The sequence below is a fragment of the Bacillus sp. N447-1 genome (genome assembly GCF_022701035.1).
Classification (GTDB): domain Bacteria; phylum Bacillota; class Bacilli; order Bacillales; family Bacillaceae_G; genus Bacillus_A; species Bacillus_A cereus.
In genome coordinates this window covers 4,182,151-4,201,459 of the sequence record NZ_CP065509.1, presented here as the reverse complement: position 1 = coordinate 4,201,459, position 19,309 = coordinate 4,182,151, and the positions used below count along the sequence as shown (strand labels likewise).

Sequence of the window (19,309 nt, the reverse complement as noted above, 5' to 3'; positions counted from 1 at the left end):
AAAGAAAACCTCCGCACTCCGGAGGGTTCTCTACTTCTCTAACGTATTACGAATTTGTTCCATTCGCATTTTTCCCCAATCATACATCATTTCAACGATCGGTAAAAGTGACATGCCTAGTTCCGTCATATAATACTCAACGCGAGGAGGAATTTCGGGATATACTGTCCGATCAACAATCCCATCTTCCATTAACTCTTTTAATTGGTTCGACAAAACTTTATGAGAAATGCTTGGGAATAACCGTTGTAATTCACTGAAACGATGCGGCCCTTCCACACCAAGATGCCACAGTATCACAACTTTCCACTTTCCACTAATAATAGAAAGCGTCAATTCCTTTTCACAATTAAAATTACCATTTTGTATTTTATCTTGAATATCTTTTCGAATATTTTCGGACATTAACAATCTCCTAACTCTATATGAACTAAAAAGCTCTCTCATTATTGTAAATGAGAGCTGCTCAGATGTCTAAAAAGTAATTATACAGAAAAAAGAAGCCGCACAAACGACTTCTTTTTTATTTCAAATATTAGTTGTCATCCATTTTCAGTACAGCCATGAATGCCTCTTGCGGTACTTCTACAGAGCCAACAGACTTCATACGTTTTTTACCTTCTTTTTGCTTATCAAGAAGTTTACGCTTACGAGAAATGTCACCGCCGTAACATTTTGCAAGTACGTTTTTACGCATCGCTTTAATTGTAGAACGTGCTACAACTTTATTTCCGATAGTCGCCTGAATTGGCACTTCGAACTGTTGTCTCGGAATTAATTCTTTTAATTTCTCTACGATTACTTTACCACGGTCATACGCTGAATCACGGTGTACGATAAATGATAAAGCATCCACTTGTTCATTATTTAAAAGAATATCCATTTTCACAAGTTTAGATGGCTTATAGCCAATTAACTCGTAGTCAAATGATGCATACCCTTTCGTATTTGATTTCAATTGATCGAAGAAGTCATATACGATTTCTGATAACGGGATTTCATATGTTAATGTAACACGCGTTTCATCTAAATATTGCATATCAATAAACGTTCCACGTTTACCTTGGCAAATCTCCATTACAGCTCCAACATAGTCATTCGGAACCATAATTGAAGCCTTCACAAACGGCTCTTCTACACGATCGATAGACTGTGGATCTGGCATATTAGATGGGTTATCAACAATAACATCTTCACCGTTAGTTAAATAAACTTTATAAATAACGCTTGGCGCTGTTGTAATTAAGTCAATCTTAAATTCACGTTCAATACGTTCTTGAATGATTTCCATGTGAAGAAGCCCTAAGAAACCACAACGGAAACCAAATCCTAGCGCTTGAGATGTTTCTGGTTCAAACTCAAGAGCAGAATCGTTTAACTCTAATTTTTCTAATGCATCACGTAAATCGTTATAACGAGCAGAGTCAATTGGATACAGACCACAGAATACCATCGGGTTTAACTTACGGTAACCTGCTAACGGCTCTGCAGCTGGACGTTTCGCATGTGTAATCGTATCACCAACACGTGTGTCACCAACATTTTTAATCGATGCTGCTAAGAAACCTACATCACCTACTGTTAACTCGTCACGTTGCGTAGTTTTCGGTGTAAATACACCTACTTCTGTTACTTCAAATTCTTTACCCGTTGCCATCATACGTACTTTATCGCCAACTTTTACTGTTCCATTTACAACACGGATATAAGCAATTACACCGCGGTACGGATCATATAAAGAGTCGAAAATCATACATTGTAATGGCTCTTCTGAATCACCCGACGGAGCTGGTACTTTTTCAACAATTTGTTCTAAAATTTCTTCAATACCAATTCCAGCTTTCGCAGAAGCAAGTACCGCTTCTGATGCATCTAAACCAATTACATCTTCTACCTCTTGACGTACACGTTCTGGATCCGCACTCGGTAAGTCGATTTTATTAATAACTGGTAAAATTTCTAAATTATTATCAAGCGCTAAGTATACGTTTGCTAACGTTTGCGCTTCAATACCTTGCGCTGCATCTACTACAAGAATCGCGCCTTCACAAGCCGCTAAACTACGAGATACTTCGTACGTAAAGTCGACGTGTCCTGGTGTATCAATTAAATGAAGAATATACTCTTCACCATCTTTTGCTTTATAGTTTAATTGTACTGCGTTTAATTTGATTGTAATACCACGCTCACGCTCTAAATCCATAGAGTCAAGCAACTGAGCTTTCATTTCACGTTGTGTTAACGCGTTTGTTTTCTCTAAAATACGGTCTGCTAACGTTGATTTTCCGTGGTCAATATGAGCAATAATAGAGAAATTACGAATTTTGGACTGTCTTTTTGCTCTTTCTTCTTTATTCATCTATGTTCTCAACTCCTAATAGTCTCGCCAATATACACTAGCACTGATTATATCAATAGAGCAACAAAGATTCAATGAAAACTCGTGCTGCTTACGATACAAATCATTCTATCTATATCTTATGCGAATAAACCATAAGAGACAAACCCTTTTCAAATTTTAAAACGGCTGTCTTACAAACCAGTAAAACAACCGCCTCCCATGTTACTCTTAGCTAAAAATTCCTTTTATTTTCCCAACAACGATATCCGTTCCGAACTTCGTCATTTCATAAGCTACACTAGCTACTGCCATCCCAATTCCTTCTACAACATTAAAACTTCTTAAACGTTCTAACTGTTGTTGTTTTTCTGAGGCCGAAAACGAGCTACCCAAAATTTCTGATTCAGCACCTGTACTTTCTGTCCCTGTCATATGAGCTATTTGTTCATATGACAGTTGCTGATAGCCTTTCATACTTTTCAAACCATGATTAGCAAGTGCCACTCCTGCTATCATCATAAGTAAACATAAAGCCACACTACATATACACAAAAGCGTAAAGCGACTCAAACGATAATCATCTGTTCCCCTCAATGTGTATATGCTCCCGTATTATCTTGATCAATTTGATGATGCAGCGCCGCATTTAAACCACTCGCTATTACATTCGCCATATCCTCAATAAAAGTATCTACTTCTTTTGGGGTTACCATTAAATTATGACCAAGAGGAGATAGCACTTCATAAATCAGCCTTCTTTTTTCTTCTTCTTCCAACGTACCAACAGCACCTAAAAACATATTTCTGCTCTTTTCATCCGGCATATCTTCTTCCGTTAATTTTTTCTTTTCTCCAAATGAAAATCCCGCTGGTAACAAAGAGCGTGAAGGTTTATTTCCTTCTTTCATCTCTCGGCCGAAATGTTTCAAAATAAAATCAATCGTATCACTTGTAATCGAAACAGCATCGACCACAGTCGGAACACCAATCGCGATTACAGGGATACCTAATGTGTCTTTACTTAGTTCTTTACGTTTATTCCCAACCCCCGATCCGGGATGAATTCCAGTATCAGAAATTTGTATCGTGCTATTTACTCGTTCAATAGAACGGGCAGCTAATGCGTCAATCGCAATTACAAAGTCCGGGTTCGTCTTCTCAATAATCCCATAAATAACATCGCTCGTTTCGATCCCTGTAATTCCCATTACCCCCGGCCGAATTGCACTAACAGGCCTAAACCCTTCTTCTACACTTTCAGGCTGTAATTGAAACAAATGTCTCGTTACTAATACATTTTCTACAACTATCGGTCCAAGAGCATCTGGTGTTACATTCCAATTCCCAAGACCTACAATTAAACAGCTTGCTTCTTTTGTAACGCCAACCTCTTCTAAGAAATTAGAAAATTCTTTTGCAAAAATACGCTCCACTTTTTGTTGAAGTTCTGTATCTTGCTGACGTATACCTTGAACTTCAAGCGTTAAATAATTTCCAGGCTTTTTACCCATCGCTTCAGAGGCAGCTTCATCAATTGTTACTTTTGTAATTATAGTCCCCTCTTCTTCTCTCTCTTTTACAATAACTCCCTGTATCCCTTTTTGTTCCTCTTGGCTTTCTTGCAACATTTGATGGGCTTCTACAGCAAGGTCAGTTCTAATGCTATATTTACTTAAATCTAATGGTTCTTTCATCGTATCTCCTCCGTAATTCATAGTAAATATCGTTAGATTTCCCAAAGTTATATAAGGTCATTCTTTCCTTTACGTGAAATTTCATGGATATACTATTGCAATTCTCTTCACCGTTTGATAGAATATCACTTGTTCTATGTAAGAATCGAGTCATTCGATTGCACCAGGGAGGTGAAAAGTATGGCAAACATCAAATCTGCTATCAAACGCGCTAAACTTAGCGAAGAGCGTCGTGCACATAACGCTTCTATCAAGTCTGACATGCGTTCTGCTGTTAAAACTGTAGAAGCTTTAGTTACTAATAACGATCTTGAAAATGCTAAAGAAGCTTTCAAAACTGCTTCTAAAAAACTTGACAAAGCAGCTCGTAAAGGTCTTATCCACCAAAACGCTGCAGCTCGTCAAAAATCTCGCTTAGCGAAACAAGTAAACGCGTAAGGCGTTTAAAAAACGATCCATTTGGATCGTTTTTTTATATACAAAAAAGTTCATGTACTAAGTACATGAACTTTTTTGTGTCATCACATATGATTTAATCGCATTAAGAAAAACTCGAGCACAAGTTTCTTATCCATCTTTCCCGTCTTCATACTATAATCAGCTTCCGCTAATTCTATAATCACTTTTTTTAATTCTTCAAAAGAGAAAAACTTCGTTTGATTCATTGCCAACTTCACGCGATACGGATGTACACCAATATGAGACGCAATTTGATTTTGTCCATAACCACGTTGCTGTAGCTCTTTCACTTGATACAACAAGCGGAATTGACTCACTAATAACGCAAGCAATTTAATCGGCTCTTCCTGCTGCGTAAATAATCCATCCAAAATTTGCATTGCACCTGCAATATCTTTTTTCACCACTTTTTCTGTCAAAGCGAATACATTTTGCTCAACGGATTTTGGTACAAGCTCTGCAACAAGTTTCGTCGTAATCTCTCCGCCCATACCGACGTATAACGTTAACTTGTCCATTTCCTTCGCCAACATTGTTACATTACTTCCCACAAGCTCTAGCAACAAACTAACAGCCGCGTTATCAATATGCACATGCACTTCATCTGCACGAGCAACAATCCACTTCTGAACATCCTGTATTTGCATCGCATTTGCTTCTACTACATCTGCTGTTTTCTTTAATAGTTTTGTAATTTTTTTTCGCTCATCAAGTTTTTCGTAAGGCGCAACAAAAACAAGAATAGAAAATGGAGAAGGTTCACCAATGTATTCTTCTAAAATTTTTATATTTTGCTCTAACTTTTCTTTTTGCGAAGTCAAAAATAGCGGTGATTTTATTAACAGTACTTTCCGTTCTCCGAAGAAAGGAAGCGTACGCGCATCCTCAACCACATCTTCTAAATACGCTTCTTCTAAATCGTATGTCACAACATTAAACTCTCGATCTTCTTCTTCAAGTGCTTCTGTCGTAATAAGCTTTATCGTTTCATTTATAAAAAAAGCTTCCGTTCCATATAGTAAATATAACGGAGCAAACTGTTTCTTTTTAATTTTTTTATGTATATCACTCATACTTTTTCCTACTCCCTAACTTGGCAATATATATTTATACTAATGCCCTAGCTTTTGTTTTACAAGTACAAAGGAACAGGCTTTATAACCCGTCCCTTTATTTATATTAAACGCCACGCAATAAGCCCCGGGTTTCTTATTGGTGTGCGGTAATCACCTTCCCTTTATTATTCGCAATAAAAATTTGAGTATAAGTGCCAACTGTTAACATGCTTGGAAACGAAAAACTCACATTACTTCATGATTTAAAAGTAGCAAAAAAGCTCGTTTTCTCTTCATATGGAAATTGTAGATTTTTTTCTGACAATATTTTATACTAAAGTGGAATGTTGGGGAGGGATTCTAAATGAATGATTTTGAACAAAACGTTCAAAGTAAACGCAATGACGCTATTGATTCAGGGGTAGGATTTATCGTCTCATTTGGTTTTTTCGCAACACTTTTCATCATTGCAACTGTTATTAAATTTATCGGTTCTTAAAGACTGCCACTTCATGGCAGTCTTCTCTTTTTCATCTATTATGTGTTTTATCATATGTGATTTTACTTTTAAAGGTTCCATTTTCCCCTTTAAAAACATAGGAAATAGCACCTTGCTTGTCCGTGCGCCATATCGCACTCCCCATCTTCTCAAAACGCTCTATCACTTCTTTATGCGGGTGTCCATACCTATTCTGCTTACCAACAGATATAATCGCTACACGAGGCTGTATGACGTTCAAAAAAGGCTCTATAGATGACGTATTACTCCCATGATGAGCAACTTTTAAAACATCCACTTGTAAATCTGGATATGCCTCTACTAAAATCTTTTCCCCTTCTTCTTCCAAATCGCCTGTAAATAGCCACTTCAACCCTCCAAATTTTGCCCATATTACAATTGAAGCGTTATTTTCGCTTTTTTCTTTTCCTTTTGGAGCTAAAACGAAAAATTCCGCTTCATTTACACTCCAACTCGCCCCTTCCCCCACTTCAGTTATTTTCATTTCCTTTTCTAATGCCTGTTTCTTGACTACTTTTTCTAATACTGCATCTTTTCCCTTTCGGCCAAATACCACTTCTTTTACAGGTATATGTGATAATAATTCTTGCGCAGCACCTATATGATCTGCATCTCCATGCGTTACGATTAATTTATCAATTGTTTTAATACCTTCTTTTTGTAAAAAGGGTATTAAAACATCATTCCCAACAGAAAATTCATGCTTTTTTTGTTGCCATTCTTCCTTATTCACACGAAGCGTTCCACCTGTATCAATAAGATAAATCCCTTTATCATACGGAAGGCGAATTAATATTGCATCACCTTGTCCAACATCAATAAATGTTACACTTCCGCTTCCTCTAAAATATGGATATACATAATGACATGTGCTAATAAAAATAAATACACTCGCAACTATACAAACCATTTTTTTCGGCGCTCTTCTTTCCCAAACCATCAATATACTGACAATACTCGCGCAATATACAGCTACAAGATTGAAGGGCGTTTCCCCGAAGATAAGCTGGGTAAATGGTAAACTTTCACAATAACTTAGAAAATCATTAGACATACTCAAGCCTATTGATAATACATCCGCAAATCCTTTTGCAAGAAACGGGACAATTGGCATACACAGTAAAATAATAATGCTACATGGTAATACAATGATAGATAAAAACGGAACGTATAAGAGATTGAGGAGAATGCTATATGGAGAAAAATAACCAAAGTGATATAACAAAATCGGAGTACTAACGAGCTGTGAAATGATAGAAATATAAATAGAATTTCGGATTACTCCGTTGCTACTCCCTAACAATAACGGAGCAGACAAAAGTAAAGCGAAGCTACCTACAAAAGAAAACTGAAATCCAATATCAAAAACAAGATAAGGGTCATATATAAGCATACATATAGCTGTTACACTTAAAGCATCTAAACTAGATAAACGAATCGAGCACATAAAAGCAATCAACATCAAAACCCCTGTTATAGAAGCTCTTATAACAGAGGGTGAAGCCCCTGCTAAAACCATATACAAAGGAATACAAATGATAAGGCAAATTGTTGCTACCTCCCTCGTCGCACCGCTTCTTAGCAAAATAAAATATACTATCACCATCAACAATACAATGTGTGAACCTGAAATTGCTAACAAATGTACAAGACCAAATTGTTGATATTGCTCTTCCACTTCAAACGTCATTTGTTGTCTATCACCAAAGAGTAATGCATTCATAAAAGCACCTGATTGCTCTGGAAACATTTCTGTAACTTTCGAGATTGCTTGTTGCCTTAAAAGAAGAATCCATTGCGTGAACGACAGTGATGTTTTATAGCATTCAGAAATATATGTAGCCTCAAATGTGAAATGAATATGTTGCTTGTATAAATAATCACGGTAATTAAAACCATGAAAATTCCGAGCTGTTTCCGGTTCTTTCCTCTCACCCTCGAATACACATGATATCCCTGCGTATAATTGTTGCATTTTTTTCTTTTCCAAAGCTGATTTTATTCTATAACTTAACTGCACTATATTTTTATTCTGATCTTCAAATTGAAAAGATAGGCGATCCCCATTAACAAGCGGTGTGTTTTGTATAACCCCTCTTGTAACTGCATAGGGCTTCCCTAGAGACTTATTCCATACTTGAACATAGGAAGTGTATATAACGCTACTAAAGCACGCTACAATACAAAAAATGAAGGTTTTACGCGAAGTGCGATATAAACAGAAGAAAACATTTAAAAAGAGGCAAAAAACTATCAATAAAAGTGACGAGGAAAAGGCAATTGCAATCCCTATTATAAACGAGATTGCAACATACCCCCATTGTTCTTGCAACTTATACTCACTCCTTATAGCATCATTTTTGCTTTCGTGAATACATGCTGTAATTCTTCCATTGATAGATTATCTTTTTCTAAAGACACAAATAATTCTTTCAACTCTGTATAACGTTTTTGATCCTCTAATGCAGCAATATCATATTCTAGCGGAACGTGTTTCACTGTTACATTCGCTTGTTCAAATAACTCTATGGCGTATGGATGATTTTTATAATCCTGCGCATAATAAACCGCTGTAATACCACTTTGAATAATTGCCTTACAACATTGTAAACAAGGGAAATGCGTAACGTAAATTTCTGCTTCCTCTGTTTTCGCACCAAACTTGGCACATTGTAATAAAGCATTCATTTCGGCATGAATTGTCCGAACACAATGATTATCGATTACGTAACAACCATCATCTATACAATGTACGCCACCTTTAATTGAACCATTATATCCACCAGCAATAATTCGTTTATCGCGAACGATTGTCGCTCCTACCGCAAGCCTTGTACATGTACTACGCAAAGATAGTAGATGGCTTTGCGTCATAAAATATTGATCCCATGAAATTCGTTCCATATTTTTCACCTACTTTTTTGTCTACTTGTAGTGTAGCGAAAGAAGAAAAACTTCGTCAATCTTTTACGGAATAATAATTTGATCTTTTATCTTTTCAAGAGACTTCGCACCAATCCCATCAATCTCTAATAAATCTTCTATTTTCTGAAACGGACCATGTTCTTCTCGATATTTCAAAATACTTTCTGCCTTTCGAGAGCCAATCCCTGTAATTTTTTCTAGTTGTTCTTTCGCCGCTGTATTTATTCGAATCTTGCCATCTTCCTTAGAAGAAGTAAGCACCCCTTGTTCTGATTCATTTTTACTCGGTATATAAAGAAGCATTTGATCTTGTACAATTTGTGCTAAATTCACTTTTTTCATATCTACTTCTGATAAAAAACCACCAGCCTTTTGAACCGCATCCTTTACGCGATCTCCTTCCTTCATTTCATATACCCCTTCTTTACTAACCGCTCCTTTCACATCAATTATAATTGTTCTTTTCTGTTCCTTTGTATCCGATATTTTCGGTTTACCCTTTTTTTCGATCTCCTTCTCTTGTACATTCATTGTAATAGGCATTCGTTCTACACTCTGATTCGTTTTCCAAAAAACAAGAAAAAGTAAAGTTCCAATAATAGCTACTAAACCTAACCACTTTTTCGGAAAATCCCACATCATTTTACACCTCTAATCATAAATTTATAACATCATTCATATTGTTTAGGAGAAAGCTGTTACGAAGGAGGGATGAAACTTTGAACATAGGAATTATAGGGACAGGAAACATGGGGAATATACTAATCGATGCATTTTTAGAAACCCGTGCTGTCAAACCTTCGTGCCTTACAATCATTAATCGGACGCCTGCAAAAGCATATCATATAAAAGAAAAATACCCTTCTGTTCATATAGCAAAAACAATCCCGGAAGTAATCGAACAATCACAACTTATTTTTATTTGTGTCAAGCCGATAGATATATACCCTATCCTAAAAAAATACGCTGAACATTTTTCTGATGAAACGTGCTTAGTTTCTATTACAAGTCCAATATCTCCATCACAATTAGAGACTCTCGTACCTTGCCACGTCGCGCGTATCATTCCAAGTATCACAAATCGCGCGCTCTCTGGCGCCTCACTATTTACATTTGGAGATAATTGCTCTGAAGAATGGCAACAAAAACTACTTCGTCTATTCAAAAACATTTCTACACCTCTTGTAATAGAAGAAGATATAACGCGCGTTTCATCTGATATAGCAAGTTGCGGTCCTGCTTTCTTTAGTTATTTACTACAATGCTTCATTAACGCTGCTGTAGATAAAACAAATATTACACACGAAGAGGCTACTACTTTAGTAAGTGAAATGGTCGTGGGGATGGGGAAATTACTTGAAAAAGAAATCTTCACATTACCTACCTTACAAGAAAAGGTTTGCGTGAAAGGCGGCGTTACTGGGGAAGGCATTCGGGTTTTAGAAGAGCACGTTGGAGATATGTTCCATAAGTTAATCGAGCGAACACATGAAAAATTTGATGAAGATTTAGAATGCGTTGATCAGCAATTCAATAAACACACATAATAAATACGTCATTTTCATTCCAAATCCTTTTTATAAATACTTACTTTTTTACAATACATTTTCACTTCAACTACTATTCCCACACTTTACGCATACAATCTTCAGATTATGCTAGAACTAAAAATACATCTTCTTTATAAAACAAAAGCAACCTTCTCGGTTGCTTTTGTTTTATCCGTTTTTCTTCGCCATGAAGAAAATACGCTCTGTTTGTTCTGTAACTTCAAGTCGCTCAAAATCACCTGTTACACGAAGCACTGTAAAACCTGCTTCTTCAAGCCATTTCGTTAACTCTTCCACTTGATATGCACGTTGCACGTGACATTCGTCAAACCGATGGTACACATCTTCTTCCGGATCTTGAACAAAGAATGTTAAATCATGCTCTACACTATTTGATTCTTCACCAGGGAAGCAATTCCAAATAAGAGATATTTCTTCTCCATTCACTGTATACGTTTCATTTTGAAATACATGATGTATTTTATATAAAGAATGTACATCAAATAAAAACAAACCATCTTGACGTAAATGATGAAATACTCTTCTAAATGTTTCTTGTACTCCATCTTCTTGCAATACATAATTTAATGAATCACAAAAGATGGTTACACAATCAAACTCACCTGGAACATCAAGCTCTCGCATGTCTTGTTGATAAAAAGGAATAAAGTATCCCTCTCCTCCTAGTTTTTGCTGAGCGACTGTTAACATTTCTTCTGAAAGATCGACACCTATTAAATCGTAACCCTTTTGCACAAGCGGCAGGGTTACATTACCTGTACCGCATGCTACATCAAGAATTTTTGCCTCTTTCATATCTGCCTGCTGTAAACTTTCCTCTGTAAATTCCACCCATTTATCATAAGGGACATCATTCATTAGTTCGTCGTACAACAATGCAAATTGTTCGTATTTCATTGGCCTAACTCTTCTGTAATATCTTCACGTGGCACATCGCCCCATAGACGCTCTAAATTATAGTGATTACGCTCATCTTTATGGAATACATGAGCAACTACATCTCCAAGATCAACTAATACCCAACGTGCTTCGTCAAACCCTTCCATACGTTGTACGTCGATTTGGAACTCATGTGCTTTTGATTTAATTTCACGTGCAATTGCTTGCACTTGTTTGTCTGAATTCCCGTGACAAATAATGAAATAATCTGCAATTGGTGAAATACCTTGCATATTTAGGACAACCATATCTTCTGCTCTCTTATCATCAGCTGCTTTTGCCGCTAATACTAATAAATCTTTATCGTTCATTTACTCATTTCCTCCTTGATAACTGCATTGTATGTTTGGAATGTTAATGGATAAATCGTCTGATCTTTTTCCATTAAAAATTGAATTGTTCTCTTTAACGCAAATAATAAAGCTTGATTTATATCCGTATATGCGAGTTTACGAGCCTCTTCCACTCCTGGAAACTTTCGCCCAGGTTCAATGTAATCAGCTACATAAATCACTTTATCTAACATCGTCATATTCTCATGACCACTTGTATGATATGTAATAGCTTGCAAAATTTCAGAATCCATAATGCCTACTTCTTTTTCTACTAAGTATGCCCCAACAGGTGCATGCCATAACTCTTTGTTATAGCAAAGTAAATCTTTCGGCAAATCTTCACGTTTAATAATCTCTTCCATCTCTGAAATTGCTCTACATTTCGCATAATCATGGAATATAGCTGCCATCTCTGCTTTTTTTTCGTCCACACCGTATAACTTAGCAAGCTCAATCGCTGTCTCCATTACACCAATTGTGTGTATATAACGTTTTTCATGCATTTGTTGTTTGACAATATGCAGTGCATTCTCACGATTCATACAACCCATTCCTCTCGATATATACCTGTACTTTTTCGGGAAGTAAATATTTACACGTTTTCTTCTCCTTATATCTCTCACGTAATAAGGATGAAGAAACTGCAAATTCCGGAATTTCCACTGTAGTAATCTTATATGGTGTATGCAATGTATACCCAGGTCTTGCAACTCCAACAAACGTTACAAGATTAAATAAAGCTTCAATGTTATACCACTTCGGTAAATACTCAACCATATCCCCACCAATAATAAAGTGAAACTGCACATCCGGATACTTCTTCGTCAATTGTAACATAGTGTCATACGTATAAGATGGGCCCTTCCTACTTAGCTCTTCTAAACAAATAGAAAAGTGCTCTTCTGCCTCAGTCGCGAGCTCTAACATATGTAAACGACTTTCTACACTTGTAATATTCCGCCCTTGTTTATGTGGCGGAATCTGGTTTGGCAAGAACCATACTTCTTCCAAGTTCAAAGCGTGATATACTTCATTTGCAATTAGCAAATGTCCATAGTGAGGCGGATCAAATGTACCGCCAATGATGCCAATTTTTCTCAAAAGAAACGCCCCTTCCTTTTACATACAGCAACTCTCCTCGGTTAGGAATGAAGAGAGTTGCTATTAATAAAAGTTCAATTGGTTTCGCTCTCTACATCATTACGCATAAACGATAAAAATAGCGCATGCTAGTCTTTTTATCGAGGAAGCTTAATTTGTTTATTTTCTCTTGATTCTTTGTATAAAACGATTGTGCTCCCAATTACTTGAACGATTTCAGCACGTGCACCTTTTGCAAGTTCTTCCGCAACCTCACGGCGATCAAATTCACAGTTTTGTAATACACTTACTTTAAATAACTCACGAGCTTCTAAAGTATCTGCGATTTGTTTAATCATATTTTCATTTACTCCGCCTTTTCCTACTTGAAAAATTGGTGTTAAATGATGTGCTTGTGCACGTAAAAATCTTTTTTGTTTTCCTGTTAACATATATGTTAGCCTCCAAGCTTTTCTATAACTAATTGTTTCATTCTCTCGATATTTGGCGTGCGTCCTGTCCACATTTCAAATGCAAGTGCTCCTTGATAAACAAACATATCAATACCATTTTGAATGATTGCACCTTGCTCTTTTGCCTCACATAAAATTTTCGTTTCAAATGGATTATAAATTATATCTGATACAATCGTTCCTTTTTTTAACGAACAAATTTGTAATGGCGTATGTTCTACGTGTGGATGCATACCTATCGTTGTCGTCTGAATGATAATATCATAATTTCCTTGTTCTTCTGTCGCTTTTTCTAACGACAAAGCAACAGAATTAACATCGGCCGTACGTGCAGCAATAAGTTCCTTTGCCTTATCTACTGTACGATTGGCTACATCAATCTCTTTTACACCTACATCAGCAAGAGAAAAATAAATAGCTCGGCTAGCACCACCTGAACCAAGTAACAAAATACGTTTCCCTTGAAGTGGTTCATTACTAATTGACTGCAGCGCTCGAACAAAACCAATCCCGTCTGTGTTATAGCCAATTAATCTTCCATCCTTATGAACCACTGTATTTACTGCACCGATTTTCCTTGCCAATGGGTCAATCTCATCCAAATACTCCATAATAGCAACCTTGTGCGGAGTTGTTACATTAAATCCTGAAATACCTAATGCTTTTAAACCTCTTACTGCTTCCCCTAGCAATTCCTCTTCAACAAGGAACGCATGATAATGGGCATCCATATTCAAGTGTTCAAATGCATCGTTATGCATAACGGGTGATAATGAATGTCCAATTGGATTTCCGATTACACCATATAATTGTTTCATAAATCCCTCTCCATATTAAATTAAAGATTTACGTAGTGAAACACTTACTCCTTTTGGTACGTGTGCAACAATTTTTGCTCCTGGTTCGTTCACAGTAACCCATCCTAATCCAGAGAATACAACATCCGTTTTAGGTTCACGAATATTAAATTCGTATTTCACTAGCTCAGGCATATTTGCTAATTCTTCTGGCGTTGGTGGGCTTAGTAAATCCCCGGCATGATTTTTATATAATTCATCTGCTTTCTCAAGCTTTGTACGATGGATTGTTAAGCGATTCGAGAAGTGACAAGTAAATGCACGACGACCACCACTTACATAATCAAAACGTGCCAATCCACTAAAGAATAACGTTTGTTCTTCATTTAATTGGAATACCATCGGCTTAATTTCTTTTGTTGGTGTAATAAGCTTTAAGCTTTGCTTTCCAACATAATGAGCCATTTGGTGGTGGTTAATAATACCTGGCGTATCATATAAAGAAGACTCTTCGTCCAATGGAATATCAATTAAATCAAGTGTTGTTCCTGGGAAATGAGATGTTGTAATTACATTTTCAGTCTCATCACTAAATTCTTTAATCATACGATTAATAAATGTCGATTTCCCTACATTCGTACATCCAACAACATAAACATCTTTGCCGCCGCGATAATACTCAATAGCATCTGCTAGTTCAGCGATTCCTTGTCCCTTCGCTGCACTAATTAAAAAGACATCTTCTGGTTTTAATCCTAGCTGCTTTGCACTATAGCGCATCCAATGTTTTACTTTATCATGTTTTACTGACTTTGGAATTAAATCAGCTTTATTTCCAACAAGTAATACTTTATTATTCCCTACGAAACGATGTAAGCCAGGTAACCAGCTACCATTAAAATCAAAAATATCTACAATTTTGACTACTAATGCATCTGATTTTCCAATTCCATTTAAAATGCGTAGGAAGTCATCATCTGTTAACGATACATCTTGAATTTCATTGTAATGCTTCAAGCGAAAACAACGTTGACAAATAACTTGTTCTTTCTCTAAAGATGAGGCAGGAGCATACCCCACTTCGTTTTTATTTTCTGTTTGAATTTCTACACCGCAACCAATACATTTAATTGTTTCAGTCAAACTTTATTCCTCCCAGTTAATTAAACCTTTTTTCTTCATATTTTTCATAATTCTTCGTTCAATTTTTCGATTAAAGCGCGTTACTAATCCGTCCGTTTGTGCTACCGGTACAACTAAAATTGTATGAAGGCCTACTCGGTTGCCACCAAGCACGTCCGTCAGTAACTGATCTCCAATTACTACAACTTCATCTGGCTGCAAACGCATCTCTTGTATCGCACGCTTAAATGCGCGAACAAATGGTTTACGTGCACTATGAATAAATGGAATACCTAATGGATCAGCAAAATCTTTTACACGTTGCTCATTATTATTTGAAACGACCGTTACTTGAATGCCTTGCTCTTTCATTTCCAAGAACCATTTTTCAAGTTGCGGTGTTGCATTGGGACGATCCCATTCAATTAAAGTGTTATCTAAGTCAGTAATAACGCCTTTAATCCCACGTTTTTTTAAATCTTCTGGTTGAACATGATATACATTTTTCACATATTCATTTGGTAAAAATAGTTTCAATTTCTTTCACCTCTTTGAGGATTTTTCATAAAATTTTTCGACAACATTTTTCGATATATAACCTGTGGATAAAATTGTACACATTTTCCACATTAATTTTTCAGTTAATTTGGAATTTACTAACAAACTATACACACTTTATCCACCTAGGTATGTGGATAACCACTCGTTTGTGACTGTCATATTTTTTTGGTACATTAAATGCATCAACGAATCAATCCTTATATTATTAGGAGGTGACTCACCTTGAAAACAAAACATATGGAACAGTTATCCACTGAGTTACTCACTGAGTCTTATTATAAAGCAAAAGAACTAAAATTAAATCCCGACTTCATTTTACTTATAAAACAAGAAATCATTAGACGCTCATTAGAGGACAAGCTTGTCAAATCATCTTGATTACATATAAAGTGAAAGTTTAATCAGCCCTTACCAATTAAACAGTTAAAGGATAATTTATTGGATGCCCTGTAAAAAGAGCCATCCTACGATGGCTCTCGAATAAACAAGTACTCCCATCTAGGGGATTTCATCATTAAGTATCTTTGCCCATAACTCTTACTTACGGTTATAAAAGCTTTTCTTTATTTATGAGCTAAGCGAGTAGCTATTTTTTGACCAAGACGAAGCTCTTGTCCACTCTTTAATTCCTGCACTACTTCTATCATATCTTTTTCAAACAATAACACAACTGTTGAACCAAATGTAAAGTATGCCATTTCTTCACCTTTTTGAACAGTGTCTCTCTCATGCAAAAGCTCAATACTATTAACAAACATGGCACCTACTTTTACAAGAGCCATATGCTCGCCATCACTGCTTACTTCTGTAACAGAACGATAATTTTTTGACAGTGGTTCTTTCCCGTATTCCATACCAGCTGCATTTACCGGATATGATTTTCTACCGAGTACAAATCTTTCAGTCACAGAACCAGAAAGCGGACTATGAATGCGATGATAATGACTTGGACTCAAATAAATTACCATATATGTACCGCCTGCATATCGCGTTGCACGTTCTTCATTACCTAGCATATCCACAATTGAATAGCGCTTTCCTTTAATATCAAATGTTTTTGTATCCTCAATAGGACCTTGATCTGCAAAAACACCATCAACAGGACTAACGATACTCGATGCATCTGTATCAATACTACGCTTTCCTTCTTTTAGCTTACGCGTAAATAATTCATGCAATGTTCTATATTCCTTCAAACCCTTTTCCATCTCATCTTGATTAATTTGAAAAACTTTCGCATACGATGGAATAATGATAGAGCTCAAACGAGATTGTGCAAATTTACGTAATATATAAGAAGTAAAGCAACCATTTGTAAGTTCTATCATAAGTCGATATAATGTACGTCGCAAATTGCGAAACCCCCTAATCAGTCTATAACTTTAGTTTTCCCTTCTTTTCTTTCTATATCATATGTAAAATTGGTTCTTATTCCCACATATCATATAAAGCAGCCTTATTATACATACAGAAAACTAAGTATGGTATTATTCTTAAATTATTTAGCACCTTCTAATATTACAGATAGAATCCGTCATTTTCAACAGTGAACATGTATTTCTTCTTAGCATAACGCGTTTTCTTTTCTTATTTACAATAAGAAAAGCAGCCCATTTTAAATATGGCTGCTTCTAATACACTTTACTCTTTCGCTTTTTTCTCTTTCTCTGCCCTTACAAACTCGTGGAACATTTTCATTAAAGCACGCTTTTCAATCCGTGATACGTAGCTTCTAGAAATACCAAGCGCCTTAGCGATTTCCCGCTGTGTTTTCTCCTTATCTAGCCCAAGTCCAAAACGTTTCACAATCACTTCTTTTTCTCTTTCGTCTAAAATATCGATATACTCTTTAATTTTTTCTAACTCCATACTAAGCTGAATCATATCAATTACATCTTCAGACTCTGATTTTAATATATCAATAAGCGATATTTCATTGCCCTCTTTATCTTGCCCGATCGGATCATGAAGTGAAACATCTTTTTTCGTTTTCTTTAGTACACGTAAATGCATCAAAATTTCATTTTCAATACAGCGTGCTGCATACGTCGCAAGCTTCGTTCCCTTTCCAGCAGAATAGCTCTCGATCGCTTTAATGAGCCCGATCGTACCAATTGAAATTAAATCTTCTGCATCTTCTCCTGTGTTCTCAAATTTTTTAACGATATGAGCTACAAGCCGTAAATTATGTTCAATTAAAAGATTTCTCGCTTGAGCATCACCTTGCTCCATTAACTCTAAGTACTTTCTCTCATCATCTGATGATAACGGCTGCGGGAACGCATTATTCTTCACATAAGAAACAAAGACAAACACTTCTCGAACCATATATCCAATTGCGGCGAATAGACTCAAACCTTTCACCTCCGCCAAAATAGTGGTCTTTATTATGTGTATGTGGGCGTGAGGTTGTTTGTGTCTGTACAGTTTATTTATAAAACTCAACACTTCCAACATTTAAAATAATTTATTGTTATATTATAATTATATAAAATTGTTATTTATATATGAATATGCTATTAAAGGGGACATTATTCATGATTACATTAGAACGATTATTAAATGTAACAATTTATTTAGGAGTATTTTTACTTTTCATTTCGTTCATTACTTTTGTTATTAAAAGAGGGCCTGATTTATTATTTTTTCAATTTGGAATTTCTTTATTTTTGGAGCTCAAATTATAACTGGAATAAAATTTTTCATAACTATGGTTTCTCGTTTCACTCAAAACTAGAACTACTTATCTTTATTTTCTATGTAATTGGAATTATTACATGTATACTATTGTTCTTTCATTTTCAAAATCTGTATCGAATTTTTTATTAATTTGTAGTTTTTATTTTTAACTGGATCCAATTATTACTTTAAAGAAACATTAAATTTTAGTAAAAAATTCCAAAGCAACATAAAACTTTTTTAAGTACACAAGAAGACTCTTTTCCAAAAGAAGTCCGTAAATTTTCAGAGGATTACAATAACATAATAAGGAATGACTTTTATGAAATACCGATGATTCCTACTGAATTACAGATTACAAGCAAAAAAGATTCTTCCCATAGTACATCTTTCTTAGTTGAACTTCATAATAACGAGAATGAAATTACTGATGACTCTGTACAATTAACTCCATCAGACCGTTTTTATGTGCTGTTAAATACACAAAAAACAAAAATATCAAAAATAGTATATGAAGGGCAGAATTTTTTCACATTTACAGTCACACTAAAGGCTCTTAATTTACAACAAGAACCAGAAATTCATAATATGTTTTTAGAAATAGATAAACGTAGAGCGATAAATCTTCTTAATTTTGAAATTAAAGCCCATACTAAAGAATGGAAAGTAATATTTAAAAGTGATAGTTCTCATTCCAATCTTCCTATCACATTTACTTTTGAAAAGCGAACAGGCAAATTATAAAAATAAAAAGAGTT

The 19,309-nt window shown here is 35.6% G+C and carries 22 protein-coding genes and 1 pseudogene; 5 read left to right on the top strand and 18 right to left on the bottom strand.

Going from position 1 to position 19,309, the window contains the following annotated elements:
• Window positions 1–30: 30 nt before the first annotated feature.
• The 4 genes from IQ781_RS21325 to gpr form a co-directional block, all read right to left on the bottom strand.
• Complete coding sequence (locus IQ781_RS21325; protein ID WP_001293539.1) at window positions 31–405, bottom strand: winged helix-turn-helix transcriptional regulator; 375 nt, start codon at window positions 403–405, stop codon at window positions 31–33.
• Between the two features lie 130 nt (window positions 406–535).
• Window positions 536–2,359, bottom strand: a complete 1,824-nt coding sequence (gene lepA / locus IQ781_RS21320) for an elongation factor 4 (RefSeq protein WP_001030951.1) — start codon at window positions 2,357–2,359, stop codon at window positions 536–538.
• A 210-nt stretch (window positions 2,360–2,569) separates the two neighbouring features.
• Window positions 2,570–2,935 (bottom strand): YqxA family protein, encoded by a 366-nt coding sequence (locus IQ781_RS21315; protein WP_001215037.1) that lies wholly within the window; start codon window positions 2,933–2,935, stop codon window positions 2,570–2,572.
• Complete coding sequence (gene gpr, locus IQ781_RS21310; RefSeq protein WP_000662618.1) at window positions 2,932–4,035, bottom strand: GPR endopeptidase; 1,104 nt, start codon at window positions 4,033–4,035, stop codon at window positions 2,932–2,934. The genes IQ781_RS21315 and gpr overlap by 4 nt, the downstream gene beginning before the upstream one ends.
• Before the next feature lie 180 nt (window positions 4,036–4,215).
• Between gpr and rpsT the strand changes: the two genes are divergently transcribed.
• Window positions 4,216–4,473, top strand: coding sequence for a 30S ribosomal protein S20 (gene rpsT / locus IQ781_RS21305; RefSeq protein ID WP_001274011.1), 258 nt, complete (start codon window positions 4,216–4,218; stop codon window positions 4,471–4,473).
• Between the two features lie 83 nt (window positions 4,474–4,556).
• On the opposite strand, the gene holA is transcribed toward rpsT, so the two are convergent.
• Window positions 4,557–5,567: a DNA polymerase III subunit delta gene (gene holA, locus IQ781_RS21300; protein ID WP_001279916.1), complete on the bottom strand. Its 1,011-nt coding sequence runs from the start codon at window positions 5,565–5,567 to the stop codon at window positions 4,557–4,559.
• A gap of 346 nt (window positions 5,568–5,913) precedes the next feature.
• Here holA and IQ781_RS21295 point away from each other — a divergent pair, with 346 nt between their 5' ends.
• Window positions 5,914–6,048: a YqzM family protein gene (locus IQ781_RS21295; RefSeq protein WP_000997609.1), complete on the top strand. Its 135-nt coding sequence runs from the start codon at window positions 5,914–5,916 to the stop codon at window positions 6,046–6,048.
• Window positions 6,049–6,079: 31 nt separating this feature from the next.
• Here IQ781_RS21295 and IQ781_RS21290 read toward each other — a convergent pair whose 3' ends face one another.
• The 3 genes from IQ781_RS21290 to IQ781_RS21280 all read right to left on the bottom strand — a co-directional run bounded on the left by IQ781_RS21290 (window position 6,080) and on the right by IQ781_RS21280 (window position 9,636).
• Window positions 6,080–8,401: a DNA internalization-related competence protein ComEC/Rec2 gene (locus tag IQ781_RS21290; protein WP_139846667.1), complete on the bottom strand. Its 2,322-nt coding sequence runs from the start codon at window positions 8,399–8,401 to the stop codon at window positions 6,080–6,082.
• A 14-nt stretch (window positions 8,402–8,415) separates the two neighbouring features.
• Window positions 8,416–8,973 (bottom strand): ComE operon protein 2, encoded by a 558-nt coding sequence (locus tag IQ781_RS21285; protein WP_000439770.1) that lies wholly within the window; start codon window positions 8,971–8,973, stop codon window positions 8,416–8,418.
• A gap of 63 nt (window positions 8,974–9,036) precedes the next feature.
• Window positions 9,037–9,636 (bottom strand): helix-hairpin-helix domain-containing protein, encoded by a 600-nt coding sequence (locus tag IQ781_RS21280; RefSeq protein WP_000989932.1) that lies wholly within the window; start codon window positions 9,634–9,636, stop codon window positions 9,037–9,039.
• Between the two features lie 77 nt (window positions 9,637–9,713).
• Here IQ781_RS21280 and comER point away from each other — a divergent pair, with 77 nt between their 5' ends.
• Entirely contained in the window at window positions 9,714–10,541 is an 828-nt protein-coding gene (gene comER, locus IQ781_RS21275) for a late competence protein ComER (RefSeq protein WP_001020554.1), read from the top strand.
• Window positions 10,542–10,712: 171 nt separating this feature from the next.
• Here comER and IQ781_RS21270 read toward each other — a convergent pair whose 3' ends face one another.
• The 8 genes from IQ781_RS21270 to IQ781_RS21235 all read right to left on the bottom strand — a co-directional run bounded on the left by IQ781_RS21270 (window position 10,713) and on the right by IQ781_RS21235 (window position 15,848).
• Entirely contained in the window at window positions 10,713–11,462 is a 750-nt protein-coding gene (locus IQ781_RS21270) for a class I SAM-dependent methyltransferase (RefSeq protein WP_000873069.1), read from the bottom strand.
• Complete coding sequence (rsfS, locus tag IQ781_RS21265) at window positions 11,459–11,815, bottom strand: ribosome silencing factor (protein ID WP_000998173.1); 357 nt, start codon at window positions 11,813–11,815, stop codon at window positions 11,459–11,461. The genes IQ781_RS21270 and rsfS overlap by 4 nt, the downstream gene beginning before the upstream one ends.
• Window positions 11,812–12,381: a bis(5'-nucleosyl)-tetraphosphatase (symmetrical) YqeK gene (yqeK, locus tag IQ781_RS21260; RefSeq protein ID WP_139846666.1), complete on the bottom strand. Its 570-nt coding sequence runs from the start codon at window positions 12,379–12,381 to the stop codon at window positions 11,812–11,814. The genes rsfS and yqeK overlap by 4 nt, the downstream gene beginning before the upstream one ends.
• Window positions 12,371–12,940, bottom strand: coding sequence for a nicotinate-nucleotide adenylyltransferase (gene nadD / locus IQ781_RS21255; RefSeq protein ID WP_001226046.1), 570 nt, complete (start codon window positions 12,938–12,940; stop codon window positions 12,371–12,373). The genes yqeK and nadD overlap by 11 nt, the downstream gene beginning before the upstream one ends.
• A 137-nt stretch (window positions 12,941–13,077) precedes the next feature.
• Window positions 13,078–13,371 carry a ribosome assembly RNA-binding protein YhbY gene (yhbY, locus tag IQ781_RS21250; protein WP_000955224.1) on the bottom strand — a complete coding sequence of 98 codons (294 nt, stop codon included), beginning with the start codon at window positions 13,369–13,371 and terminating at the stop codon, window positions 13,078–13,080.
• Between the two features lie 5 nt (window positions 13,372–13,376).
• Complete coding sequence (gene aroE, locus IQ781_RS21245; RefSeq protein ID WP_000812076.1) at window positions 13,377–14,210, bottom strand: shikimate dehydrogenase; 834 nt, start codon at window positions 14,208–14,210, stop codon at window positions 13,377–13,379.
• Window positions 14,211–14,225: 15 nt separating this feature from the next.
• Entirely contained in the window at window positions 14,226–15,332 is a 1,107-nt protein-coding gene (gene yqeH, locus IQ781_RS21240) for a ribosome biogenesis GTPase YqeH (RefSeq protein ID WP_000140799.1), read from the bottom strand.
• 3 nt (window positions 15,333–15,335) lie between these two features.
• Window positions 15,336–15,848, bottom strand: a complete 513-nt coding sequence (locus IQ781_RS21235) for a YqeG family HAD IIIA-type phosphatase (protein ID WP_000765314.1) — start codon at window positions 15,846–15,848, stop codon at window positions 15,336–15,338.
• Between the two features lie 246 nt (window positions 15,849–16,094).
• Here IQ781_RS21235 and sda point away from each other — a divergent pair, with 246 nt between their 5' ends.
• Complete coding sequence (gene sda / locus IQ781_RS21230) at window positions 16,095–16,250, top strand: sporulation histidine kinase inhibitor Sda (protein ID WP_000850094.1); 156 nt, start codon at window positions 16,095–16,097, stop codon at window positions 16,248–16,250.
• Between the two features lie 185 nt (window positions 16,251–16,435).
• Here sda and IQ781_RS21225 read toward each other — a convergent pair whose 3' ends face one another.
• Window positions 16,436–17,224, bottom strand: a complete 789-nt coding sequence (locus tag IQ781_RS21225) for a phosphatidylserine decarboxylase (protein ID WP_139846665.1) — start codon at window positions 17,222–17,224, stop codon at window positions 16,436–16,438.
• 289 nt (window positions 17,225–17,513) lie between these two features.
• Window positions 17,514–18,227 (bottom strand): RNA polymerase sporulation sigma factor SigK, encoded by a 714-nt coding sequence (gene sigK, locus IQ781_RS21220; protein WP_000051382.1) that lies wholly within the window; start codon window positions 18,225–18,227, stop codon window positions 17,514–17,516.
• 182 nt (window positions 18,228–18,409) lie between these two features.
• On the opposite strand from sigK, the pseudogene IQ781_RS21215 reads away from it, so the two are divergent.
• Window positions 18,410–19,295 (top strand): annotated as a pseudogene (locus tag IQ781_RS21215) (hypothetical protein).
• Window positions 19,296–19,309: the final 14 nt, after the last annotated feature.

Excerpts from the sequence above, each read along its gene's own strand:
- yhbY (WP_000955224.1), bottom strand. The coding sequence starts at position 13,371 with ATGTTAACAGGAAAACAAAAAAGATTTTTACGTGCACAAGCACATCAT.
- IQ781_RS21285 (WP_000439770.1), bottom strand. The coding sequence starts at position 8,973 with ATGGAACGAATTTCATGGGATCAATATTTTATGACGCAAAGCCATCTA.
- IQ781_RS21280 (WP_000989932.1), bottom strand. The coding sequence starts at position 9,636 with ATGATGTGGGATTTTCCGAAAAAGTGGTTAGGTTTAGTAGCTATTATT.
- yqeK (WP_139846666.1), bottom strand. The coding sequence starts at position 12,381 with ATGAATCGTGAGAATGCACTGCATATTGTCAAACAACAAATGCATGAA.
- IQ781_RS21270 (WP_000873069.1), bottom strand. The coding sequence starts at position 11,462 with ATGAAATACGAACAATTTGCATTGTTGTACGACGAACTAATGAATGAT.
- rpsT (WP_001274011.1), top strand. The coding sequence starts at position 4,216 with ATGGCAAACATCAAATCTGCTATCAAACGCGCTAAACTTAGCGAAGAG.
- IQ781_RS21295 (WP_000997609.1), top strand. The coding sequence starts at position 5,914 with ATGAATGATTTTGAACAAAACGTTCAAAGTAAACGCAATGACGCTATT.
- aroE (WP_000812076.1), bottom strand. The coding sequence starts at position 14,210 with ATGAAACAATTATATGGTGTAATCGGAAATCCAATTGGACATTCATTA.
- IQ781_RS21325 (WP_001293539.1), bottom strand. The coding sequence starts at position 405 with ATGTCCGAAAATATTCGAAAAGATATTCAAGATAAAATACAAAATGGT.
- lepA (WP_001030951.1), bottom strand. The coding sequence starts at position 2,359 with ATGAATAAAGAAGAAAGAGCAAAAAGACAGTCCAAAATTCGTAATTTC.
- rsfS (WP_000998173.1), bottom strand. The coding sequence starts at position 11,815 with ATGAACGATAAAGATTTATTAGTATTAGCGGCAAAAGCAGCTGATGAT.
- gpr (WP_000662618.1), bottom strand. The coding sequence starts at position 4,035 with ATGAAAGAACCATTAGATTTAAGTAAATATAGCATTAGAACTGACCTT.
- holA (WP_001279916.1), bottom strand. The coding sequence starts at position 5,567 with ATGAGTGATATACATAAAAAAATTAAAAAGAAACAGTTTGCTCCGTTA.